The following is a 24,642-nucleotide window of genomic DNA, read 5'->3' as shown; positions in this document are numbered from 1 at the left end:
ACCGACGATTTCACGTGGTGGGCACGGTTACCGCGTCCGTTCAGCCGCTCTTGGCGGCGGCCTTCGCGGCCTTCTTGAACTCCCGCACCTCGAGCAGCGACTTCCCGTCCGTCACATCGGCGACGCTGCGCCGCGAGTCCTGCTCGCCGTAGTGCCCGGCGGCCTCCCGCCAGCCCTTGGGCTCGATCCCGAACTGCTTGCCGAGCAGCGCGAGGAAGATCTTCGCCTTCTGCTCGCCGTAACCGGGCAGGTCCTTGAGCCGCTTGAGGACGTCCTTGCCGCTACCGTCCGCCCAGATCTTGGTGACATCGCCGTCGTACTTCTCGATCAGGTACTGGCCAGCGCCTGCACGCGCTTGCCCATCGAGCCGGGGAACCGGTGCACGGCGGGCGGCGTGGACATGACCTTCGCGAACTCGTCGGGGTCCGCCTCGGCGATGCGGTGCACGTCGAGGCCGCCCATGCGGTCGGCGATGACCTTCGGGCCGGAGAACGCCTTCTCCATCGGGATCTGCTGGTCGAGCAGCATGCCGGTCAACAGGGCGAACATGTCCGACGCGAGGAGGGCGTCCGCGTCGGGGTTCTGGGCCAGGCACAGCTTGCGGGTCATGGCGGTCATGGTGTCACGGCGATCCGTCCTTCGCTTACCGCGCTCATGCGGAATTCGCCGGCCCGGATCGGGGAGAACTTCGGGATGCCGGACCTTTAACCGGTCGGCGCCTTGTCGCCCTTGAACAGCCGCTGTTACGTTCGGGATCATGCCGGTCAACCCTGCGTAGCGGATTGAGGTGGTTCGGTGTCGACGGACCACATTCGCCGCCGGTCTCCGCACGCGCGGTGGAAACGACTGAGATGGTTTCCCCAGCCGCGTTCCCGTTACGTGCTGCTGCTTCTGCTGTGCCTGCTCGCGCTGGCACTGATGTTGCTCGCATTCGCGCGGCGATTATCGGACTATCCCGAGAACATCGCGATCAACCTCGGCGCCGATCTCATCGGTGCGATAGTCACCATTTTCGTGATCGGGCCGCTGATCAATCGGGCGGACGACGGCCGCGTGCGGGAACACCCGCGGCTGGACTACCTGTGGTACGTCGACCGGGTCGCCGGCGCGCGGTCGGTCGTGCGGGTGCTCGACACGTTCTCCAACATCCTCGACGGGCCGCACACACCGCGGTTCTTCCAGGCCGCGGAACGTGCGCTGCACCGGGACGCCGCGGTGCAGATCCTGTTGCTCGACCCGGACTCGCAGGCCGCCGCGCAACGGGCGCAGGAGCTCGGTGACGCCGAGCTGCGCCGGGAGATCATGCGGAATCTGCGGGCGCTGTGGGATTTCCGCGCGCATGTTCTGCCGGAACGCCTGCGGGAGAACTTCGACGTCCGGGTGTATTCGGCATCGCCGTCGATCGCGCTGTACCGGTGGGACGAGAAAGCGCTGGTGTCGTTCTTCCCGCTCGGCCGGTTGTCCGGGCAGGGCACACAGCTCGAGGTGACCGTCGGCTCGCCGCTCGGTGAGTTCGTCAACGAGCGGTTCAACGAGATCTGGGCCGCGGGCCGGGACATCGACGACTTCATGATGATGCCGGTTACCGTGCACTCGTCGCAGCCGGTGCGGGAGTTCGAGCTGGAGTACGTCGAGCTGGATTCGGTGCTCTACGTCGCGGACGGCCGGATCGTGGCGGAGATGGCGCGCCACCGGAACGAACCGTTGGTCGCGCACTGCCAGCGGGGCCGGGCGGTGCTCACCGAGCTGACGATGGTCGACGACGGTGACGCGAAGCTGATGGCCGCGCTCACCGAACGATTCCAGGAGAAGTACGGGCACCGCGGGGACGTCTTCGTGTGCTTGCAGCCGATCACCGATCGGGTGCAGGAGAACGGAAAACGCCTGGAGCGGTGGTAGGTTGCGGTGGCGCAGTCAGCGCGCCGTCGAGGTCGGAGTGGAAGCGAAAGTGACCCGGTATCGCGCGTATACGGCGCACCAGTTGGAAAAGCTCACCGCGCGAACGCACTTTTCCGCTGAAGATCGGCTCGCCATGCGCGCGGTTGCGGCTGTGCTTCCGTTTCGCAGCAACGAATACGTCGTCGATGAACTGATCGACTGGATGGCCGTTCCCGACGACCCGATCTTTCGACTGACGTTTCCGCAGCCGGACATGCTCGCCGAGCCGGACCTCAACCGAATGGTGGATCTCCTGCGGCGCGAGGCGAATGCCGGTGAGGTGCGGGCCGCGGCCAACGAGATTCGCCTGGGACTGAGCCCGCATCCCGGTGGTCAGGTCGAGCTCAACACGCCCCGGCTCGAGGGCGACAACCTGACCGGGATGCAGCACAAATATCCGGAGACGCTGCTGTTCTTCCCGCGTCAGGGCCAGACCTGCCACGCCTACTGCACCTATTGTTTCCGGTGGCCGCAGTTCGTCGGTGAACCGTCGATGAAGATGGCGACCGACGACGTGGACGCGTTGTGCTCCTATCTGTCGGCGCATCCGGAAATCACCAGCGTGCTGATCACCGGTGGCGATCCGCTGGTGATGAGCGCGGACGTGCTCGCGCGTTATGTGGAACCGTTGCTCGACAAGCGTTTCGAGTCGCTGGAATCGATCAGGATCGGCACCAAGGCGCTGTCCTACTGGCCCTATCGGTTCGTGTCGGATCCGGATGCCGACGACCTGCTGCGGCTCTTCGAACGCGTTGTCGCGTCCGGCAAACACCTCGCGCTGATGGCGCATTTCTCGCACCCCAACGAACTCGCGCCGCAGGTCGCCCGCGACGCGTTGCGGCGGGTGCGGGAGACCGGCGCGGTCGTGCGGTGCCAGGCGCCGCTCATCCGCGGGGTGAACGACGACGCGGCGGTGTGGGCGGACATGTGGCGCCGGCTCACGCGGTTCGGCGCCGTGCCGTACTACATGTTCGTCGAGCGGGACACGGGGCCGAAGGACTACTTCGCCGTGCCGCTCGCCCGCGCGTACGAGATCTTCCGCGACGCCTACCGCCAGGTGTCCGGTCTGGCGCGCACGGTGCGCGGCCCGATCATGTCGGCCACGCCGGGCAAGGTGATGGTCGACGGGATCGCCAACGTCGCCGACCAGGAGGTGTTCGTGCTGCACTTCGTGCAGGCGCGCAACCCGGACCTGGTCAACCGGCCGTTCTTCGCGAAGCTCGACCCGTCGGCGGTGTGGCTGTCCGACCTCGAGCCCGCGTTCGGCGCCTTCCCCTTCTAGGCCCCGGCGACCCGGACCTCCGAGATCACCTGACGCACCATCAGCCGCAGCGCCTCGCGGTCGACGGTGCCGGCGTCCTCGGCCAGCCACTCGCCGATCTCCTGCACGAACTGTTCGGGTGTCATCGGCGGCACGTCGACGTCGAGGTACGGGTCGGTGCCTTACCGGCACCCATTCGTCTTAAATCTGGCCTTACCGATATCGGTCAATAGTAAAGGTGGAAGCGTTCCGGCGTCTAGTCGAGTTCAACTCAACAATAGGGCTATACGGGTGGGTCGCTCGCGGGATCCATCTTCGGCTTAGGGTTGGCAAGACTTTCCATTGCAACGTTGTAGTAAGCGTTGATGCTGTTTAAACCGCGATAGAGATCATTTAGCGGAATTTGAGGGCCTTCAGAAGTGCTTGGCCAGCAGGTAGTACGCGCATGGTAACCGAACGCCTCACGTCGATGATCTGCTTCATGACTCAGGCCTAGGAGGCTTAGTAGTCGAGGGTGCCCCTTGCGTTTTCTTGAGCCGTGCGCTACGTCCTCTTCTGCACTCTCGCCTTCTGTTGCGCTCATTACAGTTCCGATCTGTCTCAACATTAGTTCCTCCAATTTTATCAGATCTGCGCAAGAGTCACGCTCGAATGTAAGGCGTTCGGGTCATAATGGATGCGTATTCCCACGTTAGCGTGAAGCATCTGAAGCCCACGACGGCGGCGTTGAGCACGGAGAGTGAGGCGATAATTCCCCAACCAAGATCAGTAATGCCTAGAAAGCTAAGCGAGTGTGGTACGACATGCCATTGAAAGCTCGAAGGCGCGGTTTTATGTGCCATATAGAGACCGGCGGCGGAAATCGACAATACAGCGGTGAACAGAAGGCAGATCCTGGCCGACATCGTCCCTTCCAACAAACGCTGTGTAGGCGATCCGAAACCGAGCCACGTCGCCGCGAGCGCAGGAAACGCCAGAAGGAAAGCGGGTGCATCCGTGCCGGGATCAGCCACGCGTGAATTTACGAAGCCAACCAGGCAGATAATCGCTGCTGACGCCAATGCGGTAACAAGTGCCCGGAGTGTCGACCCAGGTGGCACCTCAAAATATCTGAACCGAAGGGATGGACTTTCTTTGGGTTGGAGGGCCGGCATGTATCTAGAGTAGAAGTGGGCGTGAGACTGGCCGAGCCTTCGGCGGAATCGGCAGTGTGGAGGGGTGGGTGCATTTACTGCAGTGCGGCGCAGTAACTTGTCGATCCCGAGCGGTTCCTGTCTGGCTAGGTACAGGCCCTCTGGGGCATGGACATGTAGGTGATAGCTCTGGCAGCTGCTAGCGTTGGCGATATCGATGGTGAGGTCAACGGGCCTCGCGCCAAGTCCAAGTCTCACTGCGCCTGCAACGTTCCACCTTTTTTTGGAGCGCTGGCTGGTTAGTTTCAACTCCGGTATGAGAATCTGTTCGTACCTGAATTGCGTCCTCTTGTCGGAAGTCAGTGAAAGTTCGATCACGATGGCATAGTTGAGTGTTAGGCGTCTGACGAGCTCAGCAGCTATGTCACGGGCGGCCTTATTGGGAACGTCGAGGACACGCAGCTTTTCTGCTGCGCTAGTGTCCGGTTGCTCGCCGAGCTTCAATCGGCGAGATATGATTGCTTGGAGGGCAAGGAGTTCAATGTCTGCAACGTTCTTAGGGAGACGTTTGTCTGGGCTGTTTTCATCGATAGCGCAAGCGCTCATGAGGAGAATGCGTAGTGTGCTTGCGACGAGAGTAAGCTGCTCGCGATAGCAGAGCGAACTGATCTGTTGTCCGCTTGAGTCATAAAATTGGAGATCGTCATGCAACTCGCCTTTTGGTGGAACCAGAGCGGGAATTAGAATGTTGGCTCCGCCGTTCGTTGCGCTGAGGTTATGGGGCAGTTGTACCTCGACGAGGGCGGATTGTCTTATTGATCGGCGTTCCGGGACGTAGTCTTCGATGACACGACGTCGAAGTTGTGACGGAGCAATTACTGCTAAGGCAAACACCATGGCCTGTGCGGATGTGATCTTGCGCCCTTTTCCGGCTAGCCATTGCAACTCTGCGGCGCGGGTTGTTGGTACCTGATGTCGCGGAAACCGTTCATCCTTTGGGCTATGAAATGATCTCAGGTGAAAAAGCCAAGCATATATCGAGTAAGAAGCCAGGCAGGCGACAAATAGCCAGGCGGAACCAGATATATCCTCAAGGAGCTCCTTGGGGCGGCCAACCTTCACGCACACCCAAATAAGTAGCGCGCAGTTAACGAATCCCCAGCTGTGCCTGAACGTTGTGCGCATGATTTCTCCTGGTGACGGTAAGTATCTACAGCTTGTCTGCCACATCGGCGTGCGGCTACCATGAGTTACCCACGCTAGGGCTGTTCACCCGAATGGCCCATTGTGAGCGATTAGTGAGGTTAATAGCGCAGTGCGTTAACGATCTCAGTTCGGCGGGGAGAGCAAGATTCTTTGCAATAGCTAGGCATCGTTGCGGCGATTGTTGACCTAGTGGCGCACAGCACGTGACCGGTTGGAGGACGAGTTCGAGGCGAACCAGCCTGTGTTCAGGCCCCGGCGACCCGGACCTCCGAGATCACCTGACGCACCATCAGTCGCAGCGCCTCGCGGTCGACGGTGCCGGCGTCCTCGGCCAGCCACTCGCCGATCTCCTGCACGAACTGTTCGGGCGTCATCGGCGGCACGTCGACGTCGAGGTACGGGTCGGTGGTGATGTCGCCGGCGCGGTTGGGGTAGATGACCAGGGCGCCCCGGACGTCCAGCCACGGCAGGGCCTCGCGGAACGCCTCGACGCCCTCGGGGAGCTGCATGCCGCCGCCGCGGAACGGGTGGCCGTTGCGCCACAGGGTGCCGTCGGCGTCGGCGGTGTAGTGGCCGGGGAGCCACGTCTTCGACTCGATCAGCACCAGCTTGCGGCCGCACAGCACGGCGTGGTCGACGTCGGCGAACACCGAGCCGGGCCACGCTAGGCCGTGGAAGATGCGCGCGGCGGGGATGTGCGACAGGTATTCGGTGAGCAACTGCGCCGTCAGCCGTTCGCGTCTGTGTTCACCCGGACGGCCGAAAACCGTGTTCCCGTCGTATTCGGACGCGAACGCGCGCTCGGCCCGGAAGGCGGCTACGTACCGGCGTCCCAGCCGGAACAGGCCGTAACCGGCGGCGCCGATCACGCCCAGCCACACCGTGATCAGCAGCGGCGTCAGGGGTAGCGCCAACGGGGCCAACAGGGTGAACCAGCCGGCGAGCGCGAGGGCAGCGGGAGCGTGGCCGAGGCTGGAGGTCGGGACGTAGCGGATGCGCTGCGCCGGGTCGATCTCGTGCCACCAGTCCAGGTCGTCGAGGTCGACGCGCGGCCGCGGCGGCACGTACGTCGGGTCGTCGCCGAAGTCGCGCAACCTGCCCGTTCGGCCGGTGCGGCGCGGTCGAGGCCGCGGCGCCGGGCGCGTGCGGACGACCGTGGGCCGGTCGTAGTCGGCGCGGCGCACCGGGTCCTTCAGCGTCTCGTAGGCCTCCTGCAACATGCGGAAACCGCCCGCGGTCCCACCCGCGTCCGGGTGCATGACCTTGGCGAGGTTCCGGTACGCCGACTTGATCTCCGCAGCTGACGCGTTGCGGCTTACTCCGAGCAACTCGTAGTAGTCGACCCCGCGCACGACACCGCCCATCTTTCGCGTTGTGCCACGCACCTTATTGGGTCACACACTTTCGCCGGGCATACGGCCACTCGATCCGGGGATAGTGTGTGATCAGTGCCATGGGGCCTGTAGCGCAGTGGTCGTCGCGCCCTCCCCCGGGAGGGAACACGCCGGTTCGAATCCGGCCGGTCCCGCCTCGCTGGCGGACACGTGTGTCCGCGGAATGCGCGGACCATCGCCGGGCTCGGGTGTTTTGTGGGGGCCGAGCCCCCACACCCCCGCCGGGGGCAAGCCCCCGGACCCCCGTGGCGGTCGCTGGACCCTCCCGGTGCACCTGGACCCGTGGCGCACACCGGATCCCGTGGCCCCTCCGCACCCTGACCCACCTCCTGGGCCCCGTGGCGCACTCTGCGGACTCCCGCGGCGAATCCCGCACCCCGAGCCCCCCCATCTCCAGACCCCGCGACCCACCCCTGAATTTCGTTTCGTCCAACCTGGAAGCGGTTTCGCGGTCGTTGGGCATTGACTCAATGGTCTAGTCCACTTAGCTTGAGAGTGCGCCGCCGCGCTGTCACCCACCGAGGAGACCGTATGTTCAGGCGCAGAACGCTTGCCGCGGCAGTGGCACTGCTCGCAGCGGCAACGGTTGTCACCCCCGTGCAGACCGCGCAGGCGGACGTCGGCGCGCAGGCCATCACCAACCGGGTCGTCGGCTACTTCGTCCAGTGGGGCGTCTACCAGCGCAACTACCACGTGAAGAACATCCGCACGAGCGGTTCGGCCGGCAAGCTCACCCACATCAACTACGCCTTCGGCAACGTCACCGGCGGCCGGTGCGCGCTGGGCGACGCGTACGCCGACTACGACAAGTTCTACGACGCGGCGTCCAGTGTGGACGGTACTTCGGACACCTGGGACGCGGGTGCGCTGCGCGGCAACTTCAACCAGCTGCGCAAGCTGAAGAAGCTGAACCCCGGCCTGAAGGTGCTCTTCTCGTTCGGCGGCTGGACCTGGTCCGGTGGCTTCGGGCAGGCGGCGGCCAACGCGGCGGCGTTCGCGGACTCCTGCTACAAGCTCGTCGAGGACCCGCGCTGGGCGGACGTGTTCGACGGCATCGACATCGACTGGGAATACCCCAACGCGTGCGGACTCTCCTGTGACGCCAGCGGTTACGGCAGCTTCAAGACCCTGATGCAGGCCGTGCGCAACCGGTTCGGCTCCGGCAACCTCGTCACCGCCGCGATCACCGCGGACGCGAGTACCGGTGGCAAGATCGACAAGGCCGACTACGCCGGTGCGGCGCAGTACGTCAACTGGTACAACCCGATGACGTACGACTTCTTCGGCGCGTGGGCGGCGCAGGGGCCGACGGCACCGCACTCGCCGCTCACCAGCTACCCCGGCATCCCGCAGCAGGGATTCTGGACGGACGCCGCGATCCAGAAGCTGAAGAGCAAGGGCATCCCGTCCGGCAAGTTGTTGCTGGGACTCGGGTTCTACGGTCGCGGATGGAACGGTGTCACGCAGTCCGCGCCGGGCGGCACGGCCACCGGGCCGGCTCCGGGAACCTACGAACAGGGCATCGAGGACTACAAGGTCATCAAGGGTCGTTGTCCCGCCAACGGATCCGTCGCGGGCACGTCGTACGCGAAGTGCGGCAGCCAGTGGTGGAGCTACGACACACCGGCCACGGTGAAGAGCAAGATCTCGTGGGCCAAGGGTCAGAACATGGGCGGCGTGTTCTTCTGGGAGCTCTCCGGTGACACGACGAACGGCGAACTGATCAGCGCCATCCGTTCGGGTATCGGCTGACGCGGGTTCGGTGACCGAGGGGCACGAAAACCGTGCCCCTCGAGTTGCCGCCCCGACCGACCTGGCGCACCCTGCCCGCATGGCGACCTGTGACGTATGCGGAAACGACTACTGGATGGCCTTCGAGGTGCGCACCGTCGGCGGCGGCGTGTACCACTTCGACAGCTTCGAGTGCGCGATCCAGAAGCTGGCGCCGCGCTGCGAGCACTGCGACTGCCGGATCCTCGGCCACGGGGTCGAGGTCTCCGGCCAGTTCTTCTGCTGTGCGCACTGCGCCCGTGAAGGCGCCTCTCTGGGCGCCGAGATCCGGGACACCGTGGGCGCGCATCCCGGCTAGAAAAAATCGGTGGAACGGCGCCGCCGTGCACCGTTACCGTCCCCTGCCAGACCAAGTCGTCTAGCAGGGGACGTGCCGTTGTACACCGTGTGAGACCTCCCAAGCGCTGAATTCGTCGCGCGTGCGCCTTTGCGCCGCGCTTCTTTTTGCTGCGGATTTCTCACAGAGATCGGTGTACTTCTGTGCTCAAAAACTGGTTGGTCATGCCCACCGCTCTGCCCCTCGTTCGCCGTCGTTGCCACGTGTGCGCGTCCGAACGCTTCCGGGCCAGCGGGAAGTTTCGCGTCAACGCGAACCACAAGGTCCTCGACGCCTGGCTCCTCGTGCTGTGCACGGGTTGCGGGGACACCGCGAAGCTCCCGCTGCTGGAGCGAGTGCACGTGCGCTCCGTGCGACCCGAGCTGCTGGACCGGCTGCACGACAACGACGCCGGCCTGATCGCCGAACTGCTCCAGGACCCGGTCGTGCAGCACCGCAACCGCATCGCGCTGGACTGGGACAACGCCTGGCGCCTGGACACCGGCGGAACGGATCACCTGGACCGCGAGGTGATCGACATCTCGGTCCGCTTCGCGGCGCGGATCCCGGTCCGGCCGGTGCGACTGATCGCCGAGGGGTGCGCACTGTCGCGGGCCGAGGTCGAGCGGCTGATCACGGACGGCAAGCTCGTCTCGGCGGTCCGGTTGAACAGCAAGATCTCCAGCGACTTCACCTTCACGCTGAAGCGCGAAGCGCCGAACCACTGAAGCACTGAGGCCTGTCCGGCGGGATCCCGCCGGACAGGCCCAGGCCTAGTCGATCTCGAGCACCAGCTTGCCGTCCCGGAAGAACGGCTGGAGGTTCCCGCGCGTGTCGACCGCGGTGATGCCGTGCGGCAGCACCTGTTCGATCGCGCTGAACGCGAGGATGTCCGACACACCGTGCCTGCCGCGCAGCGAGCGCTGGCCGGGGAACCGCAGCGCGCGGCCCTCACGGCGCTGTTTGTGCGCCGACACGGCCTGGGCGGCACCCAGTCGCAGCATCTCCGGGCCGCCGACGAACCCCGACGACGACGCCACGCCGAACCCCTGCGCGACGAGCGTCGCCAGCACGGCCTCGGACGGCGCCAGCGGCAGCATGAAGGACATCGCGTGGTGGTCGTTGACATCGTGCACGCACACCGTTCTGGCGGTGGTCAGCAGCGTCTCGTGCAGCTCGATCGCGATCTTCTCTGCTTCCCAGCGGTTGTGGTGGCCGGCATCGGTCCCGAGCCAAGCGCTCACCTGACCTCCACGAAGATCGGATTGCTGTAACACCAGAGGTCCTCCCACGGGTTCGCCGCACCCGGCACGTCCGCCTGCGGCTCGAAGCCGCGATTGCCGTCGGTACCACGCAGACGCAGGTAAAACGGTTCACGAACGTTCCGGAACGTGTGCGTGAAGACGGCGTAGTGCCATCGCGGCTCGAACGATCTCGCCACGTCCACGCGAGGGCTGACCATAGCCGCAGGATCAGCGGATGGGCCGCTAACCGCGCCGCGAATCAGGTCGATTCGCCGCAGCCGGGGGATGAACCCCGCGCTGTTCGGGCGGGTAGCGAGACGTGCGCGTATGACGACTGTCACATCCGAGCCGCGCCGCACCCGCAGCCGCTCGCCGAGCGTCGCGCCGCCGCCCGTGCCGTAGACGCTGAACCTGAGGTCGTCGACGAGCCCGCCGTGCGACACCCACACGCGGCCCGCGCGCAGGCCCTCCATGACGGCGCCGCGCGACCGTCTGCGGGCGCCGACGACGGTCCGGCTGAACTCGCACGGGAAGAAGTCGACATACGGCGGCAGCACCTGCGGCACCGTGCCCTCGATCGGGTCGAGGTGCTTGCCGGCCAGGTCGAACTGGTCGCCGGGCTCGGGCACGCGGACGATCGTGTCGCGTGAGTTGAAGTGCGAGTCCGAGTTGCTGGTGATCCACCAGTTGCGGCCCTCGGCGAGCAGCGAGTCCCACACGCCGCCGACCTTCGCGGTCATCCAGTCGAACCCGCCGTACGTGCGGTAGGCCTCGGCCGGGAAGTTCGGCCACGAGTTCGAACCGGGGCTGTTCGCGTAGCCGCCGCGGTGCCCGCCCGGCCCGCGCAACGGGTCGCCGTCGCCCTGCGCACCAGGCGCGCCCTCCATCCCGACAACGATGTCAGGCGCCAGGTCGCGCAGGTTACGCAGCTCGTACGGCGCGATGCGGCCATTGCGCATCGGGTGGTTGACGAACACCAGTGCGGACTTCATGGTGCCGTTGCCGATCTTGGTCTGCAGCCAGCGGATCGCGTCGAGCGTCTTGGCCTCGTTCGCAGGCGTGGACGCCTCCTGGCCGTTCAACCGCCAGTCGAACTGCCGCTCGAAGTCGCGCAGCACCGCGGCCTCGTCCCGGCAGTCCTCGAAGAACAGCGTGCCGTGCTCGGCGCCGGGCATGTTCCACTCCATGCCGTGCCACAGCAGCAGCTGCGGGAACTTCCGCTGGGCGCGCCGCACGTCCTCGGCCGTGGCCTCGACGGAGTGCGCCTCGTGCGAGGAGTGCCCGTGGTCGGTGACGACGAGCCAGTCGGTCCCGTGCCGCAACGCGCCCCGGAGCTGCTGTTCGATCGTGTACATGCCGTCGTAGGAGTACTGCGTGTGCACGTGGTGGTCGCCGGAGAGCCACTGGTAACCCGACGACGCTTCCGCGCGTCCCGAACCGAGTGCTCCCGCCACCCCCAGCACGCCCGCTCCCTGAAGAAAGCGGCGACGGGCAACTTCACGCACAGAGGCCTCCCCGGCAAGGACTGATCGCGGCGCGTGGAGGCTAGTCCGATTGGGTGAGGAGGAGGTATCCGCCGATTGGCTGGAAAGCGAACAGACTAAAGCGGAAGCAGGTCGAAACCCCTCAGGAACGGCAGAACACCGGTGTTCTGCAGGGCCGCGAGGCCCAGCCACACCGCGAGGATCGTCACGATCGGGCCGACGATCGCCATCTCGACCACGCCACCGGTCTTCATCCGCAGGATCTTCGGCGGCGCGACCGGGAACCACGTCTTGCCCGCGATCGGGATCGGCCAGAGCATCGGGCAGCCCTGTTCGGTGATCGCGTCACCGACGTAGTGCGCGACGCACCCGACGCCGACCGCGATGCCGCACGCCGCGGCGCTCGCGTCCGTCCGCGCGGTCCACGCGATCATCGCCCACGTGATGCCGCCGGACACGAGCGTGATCCACAACGCGTCCTGACGCGGGCACCAGTCGTTCATGATCCCGCGCACGGCGAGGCCGGCGAACAGGAACATCATCACCGGCAGCGCCCACTTCTGGCTGGTCTGCACGACCGTCGTCGTGAACACCGCCGCGAACACCGCGAAGATCAGCGTGTGGGTCAGCCCGCGGTGCCCGCCGTCGCGCTTGGAGTCCTTCTTCAGGCGCGTGGTGCGGTAGACGACGCTGCTCAGCGCGTTGATGCCGGCCGAGAACCCCTGGCTGATCGCGCCGAACGTGCGGGAGATCGTCGAACCGGGGTGGTCGAGGTCCGGCAGCAGCGCCGCGCCGGTCGCCAGCACCGCGCCGACGGCCCAGCTCTGCACGTTCAGCTGGCCGATGGGGTGGTTCGCGGCCAGCGCGGTCACCGCCGACCACGCCAGCAGTCCGCTCATCGCATGCGTTGGTCCGGTCGACAACCCAGCCGCCCCCTCTGCAAGATCACCTGAACGAGCGCACAGTAGCCGTGCGCACCGACAGTTCTCACGGATATCGCCCAGACCCGGCTCAACGGTCGATGGCCGGCCAGGGGCTGGACGTTGAGCGCGTGCCCCGGACAGGGCCAAGAGGCGGCGCGGCCCTGAACGGACGAGACTGGCGGCGGTGTTGCTCGGCGACGAGTGGATCCCTCCGGCCGGAGGACGGACCGCGCCGCCGTGTGACAGGGTGAGCAGGGTCGCAGACGGGCGCCGCCGGTTTACCAGTACGCTTGTCTTGCTTGCATCGTCGCGAGAGGAGCGCCCGCAGTTATGGGCAAGATCAAGGTTCAGGGCACCGTCGTCGAGCTCGACGGCGACGAGATGACCCGGATCATCTGGCAGTTCATCAAGGACAAGCTGATCCACCCGTACCTGGACGTCACTCTGGAGTACTACGACCTGGGCATCGAGCACCGGGACGCGACCGACGACCAGGTCACCATCGACGCCGCCAACGCCATCAAGAAGCACGGCGTGGGCGTCAAGTGCGCCACCATCACCCCGGACGAGGCGCGCGTCGAGGAGTTCGGCCTCAAGAAGATGTGGGTCTCGCCGAACGGCACGATCCGCAACATCCTCGGCGGTGTCGTCTTCCGCGAGCCGATCATCATCTCGAACATCCCGCGGCTCGTGCCCGGCTGGACCAAGCCGATCATCATCGGCCGTCACGCCCACGGCGACCAGTACAAGGCGACCAACTTCAAGGTCCCCGGCGCCGGCAAGCTGACGATCACGTTCCAGCCCGCCGACGGCTCCGAGCCGATCGAGCACGTCGTGACCGAGTACCCGGAGACGGGCGGTGTCGCGATGGGCATGTACAACTACAACAAGTCCATCGAGGACTTCGCGCGGGCTTCGTTCTCCTACGGCCTGCAGCGCGGCTACCCGGTCTACATGTCGACCAAGAACACGATCCTCAAGGCCTACGACGGCCAGTTCAAGGACATCTTCCAGAGGGTGTTCGACGAGGAGTTCAAGGCCGAGTTCGACGCCAAGGGCCTCACCTACGAGCACCGCCTCATCGACGACATGGTCGCCGCGGCCATGAAGTGGGAGGGCGGCTACGTCTGGGCCTGCAAGAACTACGACGGTGACGTGCAGTCCGACACGGTCGCGCAGGGCTTCGGCTCGCTCGGCCTGATGACGTCGGTCCTCATGACCCCGGACGGCAAGACCGTCGAGGCCGAGGCCGCGCACGGCACGGTGACGCGCCACTACCGCCAGCACCAGCAGGGCAAGCCGACCTCCACGAACCCGATCGCCTCGATCTTCGCGTGGACCCGCGGCCTCATGCACCGTGGCAAGCTGGACGGCACCCCGGACGTCATCCGCTTCGCCGAGGCGCTGGAGCAGACCGTCATCGAGACCGTCGAGAGCGGCAAGATGACCAAGGACCTCGCGCTGCTGGTCGGCTCGGACGCCGAGTGGCAGACCACCGAGGACTTCCTCGCCACGCTGGACGAGAACCTGCAGAAGAAGATGGCTTCCTTCTGATCTGACGGTTCGTTGAAGGGCCGCCCCGCACGCCGGGGCGGCCCTTTGCGCTGTTCGGGTGAGATGCGCCGGGTGCCGTAGCACGGTGCGCGAGCGGGTCGAAGACACCAGCGTGAACCTCGATCAGCTCAACCGGATCGCGGACATCGGCTGGGGCTGGGCGGTCGTCGGTGTCGTGCTGCTGCTCCTGCTGTGGGAGGGCGCGAAGAAGTGGCTGCCCGCGTTGGTCGAGAAGCTGGTCAAACGGATCGGCGCGGCACTCGCGGGCACCCGGATCATGCGCCGGCACGCGTTGCGCGCGTACCGCGAGCAGGTGGCGCTGACGTCCGCCAAGCTGCCCGTGCTGTTCACCGCCGACTTCGGCCTCGACGTCAGCACGATCTACGTGCCGCTGCAGGCGGTCGGCGTCAGCGGCGCCGACGACGCCTACCAGCAGATCCGCGACACCGAGCACGTGGTCGTCCTCGGTCCGCCGGGCGCGGGGAAATCCATGCTGCTGCGGCATTCCATGCTCACGTGGGCGCAGGGCAACGGCCGGGGCCGCGTGCCGGTGCTGCTGGAGTTGCACCGCTGCAACGGCAACACCAGCTCGCTCGAGCAGCTGGTCGTCGAGCAGTTCGAACGCGGCGGCTTCCCCAAGGCGCACCGGTTCGTCGACCGCGCGCTGCGCATGGGCGGGCTGGCGCTGCTGTTCGACGGTCTGGACGAGGTCAACGCCGCCGACCGCGACCGGGTCGCGGAACGGCTGCGCGACTTCGCCCAGGCCTATCCCGCGTGCCAGATCGTCGTGACGTGCCGCACCGCGATCTACCACCGCCAGCTCGCGCCGGACATCACCGCGACGTTCCACGTGCTGGAGTTCGACGAACGGCTCGTCCGGCGCTTCCTGCGGCAGTGGCCGGGACTCGACTCGGTCGAGCAGGTGATGACCGCGTTGCGGGACAACCCGAGGATCATGCAGCTTGCCCGGAACCCGTTGCTGCTCACCATGATCGCCTACCTGTACGGCAACGGGCAGACGCTGCCGCACTCCCGCGCCGAGTTCTACCAGGAGGCGACGCAGGAGCTGCTGAGCAAGCTCAAGCACACCGCGAACCGCTTCCCCGGTCCCGCGAAGAAGGCTGTGCTCAAGCGACTCGCCCTGGTGGCGCAGGACATCCCGGTGCACGACGCGGACCGCCGCACGTTGTCCTACGAACGCGTTGTCCAGGAGATCGGCGACCTGCTGCCCCGGCTCAACCTCGCGAGCGACCAGGTCGGCGCGGTGCTCGACGAGATCGTCACGCGCAGCGGCCTGCTGATCGCGGTGGACGGTGGCGAGCGCTACCAGTTCGCGCACCTCAGTTTGCAGGAGTTCCTCGCCGCCGAGGCGTTGAAGGACGATCCGGCCGGGCTGCTCGAGCGGTACCGGTGGGCGCCGGACGACTGGCGGGAGACCGTGAAGCTGTGGTGCGGCTCGGTGAGCACCGACTGCGCGCCGGTCGTCCGGGAGGTGTTCGAGCTCGACGACGTGCTCGCCTTCGAGTGCCTCGCCGACGCGCAGCTGATCGACGACGCGCTCGCCGACCGCATCACCCGGCACTTCCAGGAGCGGCTCGGCGACCTGCATCCCGCGGTCATCAAGGCATTCGGCGCGGTCGCGGCGGATCCACGGGTGCGCGGCCGCCGGATCTACAACTACCTGGTGAACGCGGCCTCGGAGGGCGGAGACCGTGGGCTGGCGGCGAAGCAGGCACTGGCCGCCACGAAGCTTCCCCAGGCGGCCGGCGTGCTGTTCCAGCTCGGTGCGTTCGACGAGCTGATCGCCATGGGCGACCTCGCCGTCGTGGCCTTGCGCGGTGTCCGTGACATGGCGGCGCCATCGGCGCTCCACCGAATCGGCACACCGGCGGCAGCGCTCGCGTTGAGCGAGCTCATCTGGAGCGATGACCCGATCGCCGCACGCGCGGCCTGGTACCTGGCGGAGCTGGTCTCCAGCCCGGACATCGAGCTGGCCCTGCGCGACGCACAGCCACGCGACGGCTGGCCGCGCAGTGACTGGGTATGGGCTCCGTTCGACGACGAGTCCGCGGACATCACCCGCACGATGGGCCGGATTGCCCATCTGGTGGCGGGAACAGTGGAGCACCCCTACCAGTGGGCTCCGCAGTACATCGATCCGCGGATCAGCGTTCCGCTGTGCGCGATGCACGTGGGGCGAAGTCTGAGCCTGCCCGCCGTGGTCATCGACTGGATCAAGGGTTTCGACAAGTTGCAGCGCGTGTCGGCCAACCGGGAACTGCCCGAGCACGTCGACCTCGCGCTGTCCGAGTGGGTCAAAGAGGCGACCGGAAGCAGCACGCATCGTCATCTCCTCCGCTGGATGGCCCCCCGGCTGCGCGCCCATCTCGTCGCGAACCTGCACCGGAACGACGTCGGGGTACGCGAGCGGGACTGGGTCGAGGTCCGCAGTGAGGACGACTCGTTCCGGCTGAACCGCAGTCCCGTCAACGTGCTGTGTCAGGCGCTCGTGGCGGGGTTCTGTGGCCTGGTGGTGTGGACGGCGATCGCGAAGACCGCACCGAGTTGGCTCATCTGGGGATGGGCCGGCTACGTGGTGATCACCGGGGCCGTTCTCATCGCGATCTCCTTCTCCGATGTCGGTCCGGTCGACGTCTTCATGGTGGCCTTGGCGACCTTTGACGAGTTCCGCCGCGGAGTGACCTGGGACGACTGGACGGCCTTCGCCAATGCGGTGGTGTGGATCCTGCTGTCGCTGTGGATACCCGCGGTCGCAGGCCTCGCGTACGTCACGGGCGGGTGGCTGTTCCTGGGCGCGCTGGCGGTCGTCGCCGTCCTGATCACCTGCCTGATGGTGCACGGCACCCGGCGGGAGCGGGCGGCCCGCAACCCGCTGCGCGGGCTCCTCGAGCTCGACGAGAGCGCCGCCCGCGCTCGCACCTCCGTAATCGCGGGCTGAAGCCCTTCACCCGTTCGGTGCGATTGCTGGGTGGTTCGGGCGACGCCGCCGCCGATCACGCCGAATAGGCGCTATATCTGCAGCGCAGGGCGGGTGCGACGCAGGAGGCGGCCAATGTTGGGCATCCCAGTCAGGGGCATGATCGTGATCGGGGTCCTCGGCGTGGCCGGGGTCATGTACCTGGTCAACGGCGGCAAGCCGATGCAGGACACGAACGGTCCGCAGATCTGCAAGATCACGGTGACCGCCGACATCCTGAACGTGCGCAGCGGTCCGGGCGACATGCAGCCCATCGTGTCGACGATGCAGCGCGACGCGGTGGCCAACGCCGAGGGGCGCGTCGAGAACGGGTACCGGATGCTGAGCGACCGGCGGTGGGTCAGCTCGCAGTTCGTGGCGCTCACGTCGGACAGCACCTGCAAGTAGCAGTCCACACGCGACTGTCCAATTGAGACAGATGACGGGTGTGCGTCCCAACTGGCTTGTACGGTGCGCACCCTATGTCGCACACGCCACCGATGGTCTCCGGCGCCAAGCCGGTGATCGGCCATCTCGCCGAGTTCTTCGCCGCGCCCGAACGCCTGATCCGGCGCGGTCACGCCGAGCACGGCGGGCTGTTCTCGCTGGACCTGCCCGGACGTCGGGCCGTCGTGCTGCTCGGTCAGGAGCGCAACCGGTTCTTCTACGGCGAGACGGACAAGAGGCTGTCGATCCGGGTCGCCTATCCGTTCTTCGACCGGATGTTCGCGCCCGAGTTCTACGTCTTCGCCGACCCCGAGGAGTACCGGCGCCAGCGGGGCATCGTCCTGTCGCGGTTCCAGGGCGCGCAGCTCGACGGCTACGTCGCGGCGATCGAGTGCGAGACCGCGAAGTTCATCGCACAGCTCGGTGACCAGGGGGAGTTCAACCTCGTCGACGAGCTCGGACCGTTGGTGCTGCGCATCGCCGCGCGCTGCTTCCTCGGACCCGACTTCGCGTCCAGAATGGACCGCGACTTCTTCGCGGAGTTCCGGCGGTTCTCCGGCGGCATGGGATTCTTCCTGCCGGACTGGCTGCCGTTGCCGCGGCTGATCCGCAGCCGCCGGTCGCGCGACCGGTTGCGCCGCGCCATCGGCGACATGCTCCGCGACCGGCGCCGCAACCCGGTGCGGCCGGCTGACTTCCTGCAGACGCTCGCCGAGGCGCGGTATGAGAACGGTGCCCGCGTACCGGATCTCGTGCTGGTGAACCTGGTGCTGCTGCTCACGTGGGCCGGGCACGAGACGACGACGGGGCACATCGCGTGGGCCGTCGCCGACCTGCTCGGCAGCCCGGACGATCTCCGCCGGGCGCGGGAGGACACCAAGCACCTCGACCGCTGCCTGCACGAGACCGAACGGCTGCACCCGGTCGCGTACATCCAGGCGCGTCAGGCGGTCGAGGACTTCGAGATGGACGGGTTCACCGTTCCAAATGGGACGCTCGTCTTCTCCGCGCCCTGCGTCTCACATCGGTTGCCCGAGGAGCACGAGCGGCCGGACGACTACTGGCCGGACCGGTTCGAGGCGGGCAGGCGGGAACGGGCCAAGCTGATCGGGTTCGGCGGTGGCCTGCACCGATGCACCGGCGTGCACTTCGCGCACCTGGAAATGAGGATCGTCATCTCCCGGCTGTTGTCCCATTTCGACCTCGAACTGCTCGACGGCACACCCCGGCCGGTGCGGGGTATGAAGACGAAGTGGCCGGCCTCTCCGTGCCGGGTGGGATACCGGTCGCGGAAAGCCCTTTCCACGGTCGAGCCCGCTTCGATACTGTTGCGCCAGCTGGCCTAACCCAGAGCCAGTCGAACGCAACGCCGCGGTGTTCGCCGGGTCAATGCTCGGGAGGGCGCGCGAGTGGCGGTTGCGAATCCTGTTTCCCTCGACCGCAAAGCGGAGCTGGCCGCGGTGCGGGCGGCGCTGGCCGAGGTGCCCGCGGTCGTGTCGGTCGAGGGGCGCGTCGGGATGGGCAAGACCGCGGTGCTCGCGCAGGTTCTCAGGCTCGCCAAGGAACACGGCTTCCGGACGTTCCACGCGCAATGCTCGGCGTCGGAGACGGAGTTCCGGTTCGGGGCGGCCAGCCAGCTGTTCGACGCCGAGGCCGACGGCATCCTCGAGCTCTCCGACCAGGCCGCGCTGCACCGGCTGCACCGGACCGTGCAGGGCCTGGCCGCGCGGGGACCCGTGCTGCTCGCGGTCGACGACCTGGAGCACGCGGACCGGCCGTCCCTGCAGTTCCTGGCATACCTGCGAAGACGACTCGGTGAGCTGCCCGTGTTGCTCGCCGTGACGCGCGGCCTGGCCACCGATGGCGTCGATCCCGTGTTGCTGCGCGAGATCGTCGGTGACGCACGGCGGATCCGGCTCCTTGGGCTCGGTCAGGACGCGTGTGCCCGCATGATCCGCGCGGACTTCCGTTCCAGCGCCACCGACGAGCTGATCACCGGCTGGCGCATCGCCACGGGCGGCAACCCGTACCTGCTGGCCCTGTGCCGCCGCGACCCCGCGGAACGCGCCGCCGACCTGGTCGCGCGCATGCGGGAACACGGCGAGCCGGTGGTGGCGCTGGCGCTGGCCCGTGCGGTGCTCGGCGGCGAGGACCTGCCCCTCGCGGCGGCCGGCGCCGGACTCGACCCGCAGTCGGCCGTCGCCGCCGCGCGCACGCTCGCAGGCATGGGGTTCGCCGACGTGCCGATGATCGGGACCTCGTTGCTGACCGCGATGACCGAGCTGGACCGTTCGGAGATCCACACCAGGGCTGCGTTGTTCTGCCACCGGGACCAGGCGCCGGTCGCACGGGTCGCGGACCAGTTGCTCGGCGCATCGGTGATCGGTCCCCAAAATGGCACGGACTGGGTCCGCGAGACGCTGCTCGACGCGGCGCGGCGGGCCACCCCGGAGAAGGCGATCAAGTACCTGCATCGGCTGCTGCGCGAGCCGTTGCCCGACGACGTGCGCGCCGAGGTGCTGATCGAGCTGGGCGAGGCGCAGTCCCACGTGGACCCGGAGGCGGCGCGCGCGTCGCTGACGAAGGCGGCCGGGCAGCACATGGACGCCTCCGCCGAAGGGCGCATGGCGTTGCTGCTCGCGTGGGAGCTGGCGAGCCGGAGGCTTTACCCGGATGCCATCGCCACATTGGAGACCGCGACCTCGCGTGTGTCCACAATGGATCCAGATCTGGCGCAGCGGCTGGACATGTACGCGCTTGCGCTGGCGTTGGAGGAGTCGTTCCAATCGGCTGACGTCGAGGCTCGCGTGGCCCGGCTGTCGGACGCCCGGATGACGTCCGTGCAGAACGACCGGTTCCTCAACCTGCTGCTCGCCTACCGAGGTTCGATGGTCGGCACCAACGCGCGGGAGACACATCGCCGCGTGCGGTCGGCGTTGCCGGTGCGGATCGGCCGGGACCTGATCGACCAGTGGTCGTTCGCGCATCTCGTCGTCGCGCTGCTCGGCCTGGGCGAGTACGAGCTCGCCGACGAGAAGTGCGCCGAGGTGCTGCGGACCGCCGAGGAGAACGACCTCACGATGTGCACCGCGCTGGTGCAGGGCCTGCGGTGTCACGTGGCGCGCCGGCTCGGCGACCTGCGGGACGCGGAGATCTGTGGCCTCGCCTCGCTGGCGCTGCTGGACACGTTGGGCGTCAACAAGGACGGCAACGTCGTCATCACGGTGTCGGGTCTGGTGGGCACGCGGGTCGACGCGGGCAACGCGCGGGCGGCGCTGAACCTGTTGAAGGAGATGGACCTCGAGGCGGACCTGCCCGAGTACGCGCACTTCTATGCCGTGCTGCACCAGCGGGGCCGGCTGCGGTCCGCGCTCGGCGACGTCGAGGGCGCGCTGCGCGACCACCTGGAGTGCGGCCGGCGGATGGAACGCGGCGGCGCGCGCAGTCCGGCGATCCACCCGTGGCGTTCGCACGCCGCGCTCGCGTACTTCGCGCTCGGGGACGTCCACCGCGCCCGCCAGCTGGCCGCGGAGGAACTGCGGCTCGCGCGGGAGTGGGGCAAACCCGTGCCGATCGGTGTGGCGCAACGGGCCTGCGGGCTCGTCACGTCGTCCGTGACGGTGCTCGGCGAGGCGGTCGCGACGTTGCGCGCCACGTCCGCGCGGCTGGAGCTGGCGCGCGCGTTGGTGGACTGGGGTGCGGCGCTGCGCGGGTGTGATCGCGTGGCGGAGGCACAGGCGGCCCTGCGACAGGGCCATGACCTGGCGAAGCGGTGCGGCGCGGTGCCGTTGATGGGCATCGCGGCGCGGGAGCTGAGGGCCTCGGGCGGCCGGCCGTCGCGGACGGTCAACGCCGACCCGAAGGCGCTCACCGCGCAAGAGGAGCACATCGTGCGGCGCGCGATGCTGGGTCTCACCAACCGGCAGATCGCAGAGGAGCTGTTCGTCACCCCGCGTGCCGTGGAACTGCACCTCACCCGCGCCTACCGAAAACTCGGAATTCGTGGGCGACGATTTCTCTCCGATGTGCTGAACTGAGTCGGGGGCCGGTTTTTGTGTAACCGGCCCCCGCTCGTATCAGCCGATGACGATGATGCCCGAAGCGACGATCGACCCGTCGACCTTCTTGCCGTTCACGTTGATCGTGGCGCCGACCTCGATCTCGCCGGAGATGATCGTCGTGGCGTCGATCTTCACGGTGACGGTGGTGCCGGCGTCGACCTTGACCTTGATGGTCTTCGTGTCGACGATGGCCACGACCTCGCCGGTCACGGTGGCGCTCGCCTCGGTGGAGGCGGAGGTCGGGGTGGGAGCGGCGACGGCCTGCGCGCCGGAGAACAGGACGCCGGTGGCGGCGAGACCGACGAGAACACCCTTGATCGCGTTCATTTCTTTCTCCTTGTCGAACTCGGGGGAAAGATTTCTGGGCCCACCGACAACCTGCCTATTCCAGTTGAGATCGACAAGGGTTCAACGTAAACAATTCGTGGTCGCCGAAGCGCGGCATCCCTAACGCAAACGCCTTCGGTGGCGTATGGCAAAATGGCGGCATGCTGTTCAACGTGTTCCGGTGGGGCCGCAAGGGCGTGACCACCTGCGCCTGCTCGCCGGAGTGGCCCGGTCTGGTGACCGAACTCGACGGACAGCGCCTGACCGGCGTGCCCAAGCCGGAGGGCAACGCGACGCTGGTGTCGTACCTCGGCCTGAAGGCGCACTGCACGGGGTGCGGTGCGCAATACCCGCACGGCTGGGCGGTTCTCGGCCGCGACTAGGCTCCGGCGTCGTGCTCACAGTCTCCACCGTGAACGTCAACGGCCTGCGCGCGGCCGCCCGCAAGGGCTTCCTCCCGTGGCTCGCCGCCACGTCGGCCGATGTCGTGTGCCTGCAGGAGGTCCGCGCCGAGTCGGCCGAGCTTCCTTCGTCCGTCCGCGAGCCTTCTGGTTGGCACGCCATCTACGCGCACGGCTCCGTGAAGGGGCGCAGCGGTGTCGGGCTGTTGTCGCGGGTCGAGCCGCTCGCGGTGCGGATCGGTTACGGCTCCGCGGAGTTCGACGCGTCCGGCCGCTACGTGGAGATCGAGCTGCCCGAGGTCGTCGTCGGATCGCTGTACCTGCCTTCGGGCGATGTCGGCACGCCGAAGCAGGACGAGAAGGACCGGTTCATGGCCTCGTTCCTGCCGTATCTCGTGGAGCTGCGCGAGAAGGCGGCCGCGGACGGGCGTGAGGTGCTCGTGTGTGGTGACTGGAACATCGCGCACACGGCTCTTGACCTGAAGGCGTGGAAGACCAACCAGAAGTCCTCCGGGTTCCTGCCCTCGGAGCGGGCGTGGATGGACTCCGTGTTCGCTTCCGGGTACTCGGATGTGGTGCGGTCACTGCATCCCGAGGTCGCCGGGCCCTACTCGTGGTGGTCCTACCGCGGCAAGGCTTTCGACAACGACTCCGGGTGGCGGATCGACTATCACGTCGCCACTGCCGGGTTGGCCGGGCGGGCCGTGTCGGCGGTGGTCGAGCGCGCGCCGACGTATGCGGAGCGCTGGTCCGACCACGCGCCGGTCACGGTGACCTACGCCTAGCCGATCTGGAGGCCCACGCCGCCCGAGTGGTCGATGACGTTGCCGTTGGAGCAGTTGTTGACGTGGTCGCCCACCCAGTCGCCGAGCACGGGCACGACCGCGACCTCCTGGAGGCACACAGCCGCAGCGGTGAAGTTCCAGTTGTTAGCAGCGTTGACCCCGCCTCCGAAGTTGGAGTCGTTGTCCGCCTGCGCCACACCCGCCGTCAACGCCATGGCTGCCACCGTCACGACCACCGCTGACATCGTCTTCCGCATCTCGTGCTCTCCTTCGCTCGTGGGTCTGCATGATCATTCGGCCCCGATCGATCAATGCTGGAGAGATCGATCCGGCGAAGTTGATCTCAATTCGAGTGACGGACGGTGACGCGCGCGGCGTCTGACTGGTCGCAGGGCGGAGATCGGGCACAATCGTGACCAGGAGGTGACGAGCGTGCACGAGACCGTCGCGGCCAAGCTGGCCGAGATCGGGGACCTGTGCCGGACGCTGGGCGTCCGTCGCCTCGACGTGTTCGGTTCGGCGGTCGGTGAGACGTTCGACGTCACGTCCAGCGACGTCGACATTCTCGTGGACTTCGACGCTCGCCCCGGATTCGACTACTTCGGCAGCTACTTCGCGTTGAAGGAAGGGCTGGAGCGCATCTTCGACCGTCCGGTCGACCTCGTCAGCAGTTCGAGCATCCGCAACCCGTACTTCCGGCAGCAGGTCATGGACACCAGGGAAACGTTGTATGCAGCGTGATCCGCGAACGTATCTGTGGGATGCGGTGCGCGCCGCCGAGCTGCTGGCCGAGTTCAGCAAGGGCAAGTCGTTCGCGGACTATCAGGCCGATGCATTGCTGAGCTCGGCGGTCGAGCGGCAGTTCGAGATCATCGGTGAGGCGCTGAACAGCCTGTCGAAGGTCGATGCCGAGCTTGCAGCCTCTATCGCCGAGCTGCCGCGCATCGTCGCTTTCCGCAACATCCTCATCCACGGGTACGCCTCCGTCGATGACGCACTGGTGTGGCAGGTTCTCACCGACAAACTGCCGGCCCTGGAGCGAAAGCTTCGACAGCTCTTGGCTGAGCGGGACGGTTGACCCGTGCCCGAATCGCTCGCCGAAGTCCGCGCCCGCATCGACGCGATCGACACCGAACTCGTCCGCCTCCTCGCCGACCGCCAGCAGTTGGTCGAACAAGCCGCGAAGTTCAAGAAGGACGAGAACGCCGTCCGCGCCCCCGACCGAGTCGAACAGGTGATCGCGAACGTTCGGGCGAAAGCCGAGCAGGCCGGCCTCGCTCCGGACGTCGCCGAGTCCGTCTGGCGGGCGATGATCAGGGCTTTTATCGATCTAGAACTTTCGGAGCACGAACGTTACCGCTGAGTACGCCGTCTGACCGATCGACTTCACCTGCCCGTTC

The 24,642-nt window shown here is 66.9% G+C and carries 23 protein-coding genes, 1 tRNA gene and 1 pseudogene; 16 read left to right on the top strand and 9 right to left on the bottom strand.

Annotated features, from left to right (window positions below; genetic code table 11):
- Nucleotides 1-40 precede the first annotated feature (40 nt).
- Nucleotides 41-609 (bottom strand): annotated as a pseudogene (locus tag QSK35_RS12525) (HhH-GPD-type base excision DNA repair protein).
- Between the two features lie 270 nt (nt 610-879).
- On the opposite strand from QSK35_RS12525, the gene QSK35_RS12520 reads away from it, so the two are divergent.
- Both QSK35_RS12520 and QSK35_RS12515 read left to right on the top strand, forming a co-directional pair.
- Nucleotides 880-1,899 carry a hypothetical protein gene (locus QSK35_RS12520; RefSeq protein ID WP_285745486.1) on the top strand — a complete coding sequence of 340 codons (1,020 nt, stop codon included), beginning with the start codon at nt 880-882 and terminating at the stop codon, nt 1,897-1,899.
- 151 nt (nt 1,900-2,050) lie between these two features.
- On the top strand, nt 2,051-3,220 hold the full coding sequence (locus QSK35_RS12515) for a KamA family radical SAM protein (protein WP_285745484.1): 1,170 nt from the start codon (nt 2,051-2,053) through the stop codon (nt 3,218-3,220).
- On the opposite strand, the gene QSK35_RS12510 is transcribed toward QSK35_RS12515, so the two are convergent.
- From QSK35_RS12510 to QSK35_RS12500, 3 genes are all read right to left on the bottom strand, one after another.
- Nucleotides 3,217-3,345, bottom strand: coding sequence for a hypothetical protein (locus QSK35_RS12510; protein WP_285745482.1), 129 nt, complete (start codon nt 3,343-3,345; stop codon nt 3,217-3,219). The genes QSK35_RS12515 and QSK35_RS12510 overlap by 4 nt on opposite strands.
- A 495-nt stretch (nt 3,346-3,840) precedes the next feature.
- Nucleotides 3,841-5,517 (bottom strand): hypothetical protein, encoded by a 1,677-nt coding sequence (locus QSK35_RS12505; RefSeq protein ID WP_285745480.1) that lies wholly within the window; start codon nt 5,515-5,517, stop codon nt 3,841-3,843.
- 266 nt (nt 5,518-5,783) lie between these two features.
- Nucleotides 5,784-6,902 carry a J domain-containing protein gene (locus tag QSK35_RS12500; RefSeq protein WP_285745478.1) on the bottom strand — a complete coding sequence of 373 codons (1,119 nt, stop codon included), beginning with the start codon at nt 6,900-6,902 and terminating at the stop codon, nt 5,784-5,786.
- Nucleotides 6,903-6,993: 91 nt separating this feature from the next.
- Here QSK35_RS12500 and QSK35_RS12495 point away from each other — a divergent pair.
- The 4 genes from QSK35_RS12495 (at nt 6,994) to QSK35_RS12480 (ending at nt 9,767) form a co-directional block, all read left to right on the top strand.
- Nucleotides 6,994-7,066: transfer RNA gene (locus QSK35_RS12495), tRNA-OTHER, on the top strand.
- A gap of 397 nt (nt 7,067-7,463) precedes the next feature.
- A complete protein-coding gene (locus QSK35_RS12490) occupies nt 7,464-8,684 on the top strand; it encodes a glycoside hydrolase family 18 protein (protein ID WP_285745476.1) in 1,221 nt (406 codons plus the stop codon).
- A 79-nt stretch (nt 8,685-8,763) separates the two neighbouring features.
- Nucleotides 8,764-9,021 (top strand): metallothionein, encoded by a 258-nt coding sequence (locus QSK35_RS12485; protein WP_285745474.1) that lies wholly within the window; start codon nt 8,764-8,766, stop codon nt 9,019-9,021.
- Nucleotides 9,022-9,224: 203 nt separating this feature from the next.
- On the top strand, nt 9,225-9,767 hold the full coding sequence (locus QSK35_RS12480) for a DUF1062 domain-containing protein (protein WP_285745472.1): 543 nt from the start codon (nt 9,225-9,227) through the stop codon (nt 9,765-9,767).
- Nucleotides 9,768-9,812: 45 nt separating this feature from the next.
- On the opposite strand, the gene QSK35_RS12475 is transcribed toward QSK35_RS12480, so the two are convergent.
- From QSK35_RS12475 to QSK35_RS12465, 3 genes are all read right to left on the bottom strand, one after another.
- Nucleotides 9,813-10,283: a hypothetical protein gene (locus QSK35_RS12475; protein WP_285745470.1), complete on the bottom strand. Its 471-nt coding sequence runs from the start codon at nt 10,281-10,283 to the stop codon at nt 9,813-9,815.
- On the bottom strand, nt 10,280-11,746 hold the full coding sequence (locus QSK35_RS12470) for a PHP domain-containing protein (protein ID WP_285745468.1): 1,467 nt from the start codon (nt 11,744-11,746) through the stop codon (nt 10,280-10,282). The genes QSK35_RS12475 and QSK35_RS12470 overlap by 4 nt, the downstream gene beginning before the upstream one ends.
- A gap of 137 nt (nt 11,747-11,883) precedes the next feature.
- Nucleotides 11,884-12,690, bottom strand: coding sequence for a metal-dependent hydrolase (locus QSK35_RS12465; protein ID WP_285745466.1), 807 nt, complete (start codon nt 12,688-12,690; stop codon nt 11,884-11,886).
- A 330-nt stretch (nt 12,691-13,020) separates the two neighbouring features.
- On the opposite strand from QSK35_RS12465, the gene QSK35_RS12460 reads away from it, so the two are divergent.
- The 5 genes from QSK35_RS12460 (at nt 13,021) to QSK35_RS12440 (ending at nt 21,705) form a co-directional block, all read left to right on the top strand.
- On the top strand, nt 13,021-14,244 hold the full coding sequence (locus QSK35_RS12460) for an NADP-dependent isocitrate dehydrogenase (RefSeq protein ID WP_285745465.1): 1,224 nt from the start codon (nt 13,021-13,023) through the stop codon (nt 14,242-14,244).
- 85 nt (nt 14,245-14,329) lie between these two features.
- Nucleotides 14,330-17,203, top strand: a complete 2,874-nt coding sequence (locus tag QSK35_RS12455; RefSeq protein WP_285745464.1) for an NACHT domain-containing protein — start codon at nt 14,330-14,332, stop codon at nt 17,201-17,203.
- A 138-nt stretch (nt 17,204-17,341) separates the two neighbouring features.
- The gene (locus tag QSK35_RS12450; protein ID WP_285745462.1) at nt 17,342-17,629 is read left to right on the top strand and encodes an SH3 domain-containing protein; all 288 of its coding nucleotides are present in this window, start codon (nt 17,342-17,344) and stop codon (nt 17,627-17,629) included.
- 74 nt (nt 17,630-17,703) lie between these two features.
- Complete coding sequence (locus QSK35_RS12445; RefSeq protein ID WP_285745460.1) at nt 17,704-19,014, top strand: cytochrome P450; 1,311 nt, start codon at nt 17,704-17,706, stop codon at nt 19,012-19,014.
- 63 nt (nt 19,015-19,077) lie between these two features.
- Nucleotides 19,078-21,705: a helix-turn-helix transcriptional regulator gene (locus tag QSK35_RS12440; RefSeq protein ID WP_285745459.1), complete on the top strand. Its 2,628-nt coding sequence runs from the start codon at nt 19,078-19,080 to the stop codon at nt 21,703-21,705.
- A 39-nt stretch (nt 21,706-21,744) separates the two neighbouring features.
- Here QSK35_RS12440 and QSK35_RS12435 read toward each other — a convergent pair whose 3' ends face one another.
- Nucleotides 21,745-22,056 carry a hypothetical protein gene (locus QSK35_RS12435; protein ID WP_285745457.1) on the bottom strand — a complete coding sequence of 104 codons (312 nt, stop codon included), beginning with the start codon at nt 22,054-22,056 and terminating at the stop codon, nt 21,745-21,747.
- Nucleotides 22,057-22,217: 161 nt separating this feature from the next.
- Here QSK35_RS12435 and QSK35_RS12430 point away from each other — a divergent pair, with 161 nt between their 5' ends.
- Both QSK35_RS12430 and QSK35_RS12425 read left to right on the top strand, forming a co-directional pair.
- A complete protein-coding gene (locus QSK35_RS12430) occupies nt 22,218-22,439 on the top strand; it encodes a hypothetical protein (RefSeq protein WP_285745454.1) in 222 nt (73 codons plus the stop codon).
- 11 nt (nt 22,440-22,450) lie between these two features.
- Nucleotides 22,451-23,242 (top strand): exodeoxyribonuclease III, encoded by a 792-nt coding sequence (locus QSK35_RS12425; protein ID WP_285745452.1) that lies wholly within the window; start codon nt 22,451-22,453, stop codon nt 23,240-23,242.
- Here QSK35_RS12425 and QSK35_RS12420 read toward each other — a convergent pair.
- Nucleotides 23,239-23,499, bottom strand: a complete 261-nt coding sequence (locus QSK35_RS12420) for a hypothetical protein (protein WP_285745450.1) — start codon at nt 23,497-23,499, stop codon at nt 23,239-23,241. The genes QSK35_RS12425 and QSK35_RS12420 overlap by 4 nt on opposite strands.
- A 175-nt stretch (nt 23,500-23,674) precedes the next feature.
- Here QSK35_RS12420 and QSK35_RS12415 point away from each other — a divergent pair, with 175 nt between their 5' ends.
- Genes QSK35_RS12415 through QSK35_RS12405 form a run of 3 tightly spaced genes read left to right on the top strand, consistent with a single transcriptional unit; the run spans nt 23,675 to nt 24,605 of the window.
- The gene (locus QSK35_RS12415; RefSeq protein WP_285745448.1) at nt 23,675-23,983 is read left to right on the top strand and encodes a nucleotidyltransferase family protein; all 309 of its coding nucleotides are present in this window, start codon (nt 23,675-23,677) and stop codon (nt 23,981-23,983) included.
- Entirely contained in the window at nt 23,973-24,320 is a 348-nt protein-coding gene (locus tag QSK35_RS12410) for a HepT-like ribonuclease domain-containing protein (RefSeq protein ID WP_285745446.1), read from the top strand. Before QSK35_RS12415 ends, QSK35_RS12410 begins: the two co-directional genes overlap by 11 nt.
- A gap of 3 nt (nt 24,321-24,323) precedes the next feature.
- Complete coding sequence (locus QSK35_RS12405; protein WP_285745444.1) at nt 24,324-24,605, top strand: chorismate mutase; 282 nt, start codon at nt 24,324-24,326, stop codon at nt 24,603-24,605.
- Nucleotides 24,606-24,642 lie beyond the last annotated feature (37 nt).

This window comes from Lentzea sp. NBRC 105346, from assembly GCF_030269605.1.
Classification (GTDB): Bacteria; Actinomycetota; Actinomycetes; order Mycobacteriales; family Pseudonocardiaceae; genus Lentzea.
The sequence above is the reverse complement of the archived record's forward strand: the minus strand, read 5'-3'. Positions and strand labels throughout refer to the sequence as shown.

What these genes read in the sequence shown, in the direction of transcription:
- QSK35_RS12510 (WP_285745482.1), bottom strand. Translation starts at nt 3,345, where the DNA reads ATGACACCCGAACAGTTCGTGCAGGAGATCGGCGAGTGGCTGGCCGAG.
- QSK35_RS12505 (WP_285745480.1), bottom strand. Translation starts at nt 5,517, where the DNA reads ATGCGCACAACGTTCAGGCACAGCTGGGGATTCGTTAACTGCGCGCTA.
- QSK35_RS12435 (WP_285745457.1), bottom strand. Translation starts at nt 22,056, where the DNA reads ATGAACGCGATCAAGGGTGTTCTCGTCGGTCTCGCCGCCACCGGCGTC.
- QSK35_RS12460 (WP_285745465.1), top strand. Translation starts at nt 13,021, where the DNA reads ATGGGCAAGATCAAGGTTCAGGGCACCGTCGTCGAGCTCGACGGCGAC.
- QSK35_RS12430 (WP_285745454.1), top strand. Translation starts at nt 22,218, where the DNA reads ATGCTGTTCAACGTGTTCCGGTGGGGCCGCAAGGGCGTGACCACCTGC.
- QSK35_RS12500 (WP_285745478.1), bottom strand. Translation starts at nt 6,902, where the DNA reads ATGGGCGGTGTCGTGCGCGGGGTCGACTACTACGAGTTGCTCGGAGTA.
- QSK35_RS12420 (WP_285745450.1), bottom strand. Translation starts at nt 23,499, where the DNA reads ATGCGGAAGACGATGTCAGCGGTGGTCGTGACGGTGGCAGCCATGGCG.
- QSK35_RS12445 (WP_285745460.1), top strand. Translation starts at nt 17,704, where the DNA reads ATGTCGCACACGCCACCGATGGTCTCCGGCGCCAAGCCGGTGATCGGC.
- QSK35_RS12490 (WP_285745476.1), top strand. Translation starts at nt 7,464, where the DNA reads ATGTTCAGGCGCAGAACGCTTGCCGCGGCAGTGGCACTGCTCGCAGCG.
- QSK35_RS12410 (WP_285745446.1), top strand. Translation starts at nt 23,973, where the DNA reads ATGCAGCGTGATCCGCGAACGTATCTGTGGGATGCGGTGCGCGCCGCC.
- QSK35_RS12480 (WP_285745472.1), top strand. Translation starts at nt 9,225, where the DNA reads ATGCCCACCGCTCTGCCCCTCGTTCGCCGTCGTTGCCACGTGTGCGCG.
- QSK35_RS12485 (WP_285745474.1), top strand. Translation starts at nt 8,764, where the DNA reads ATGGCGACCTGTGACGTATGCGGAAACGACTACTGGATGGCCTTCGAG.
- QSK35_RS12450 (WP_285745462.1), top strand. Translation starts at nt 17,342, where the DNA reads ATGATCGTGATCGGGGTCCTCGGCGTGGCCGGGGTCATGTACCTGGTC.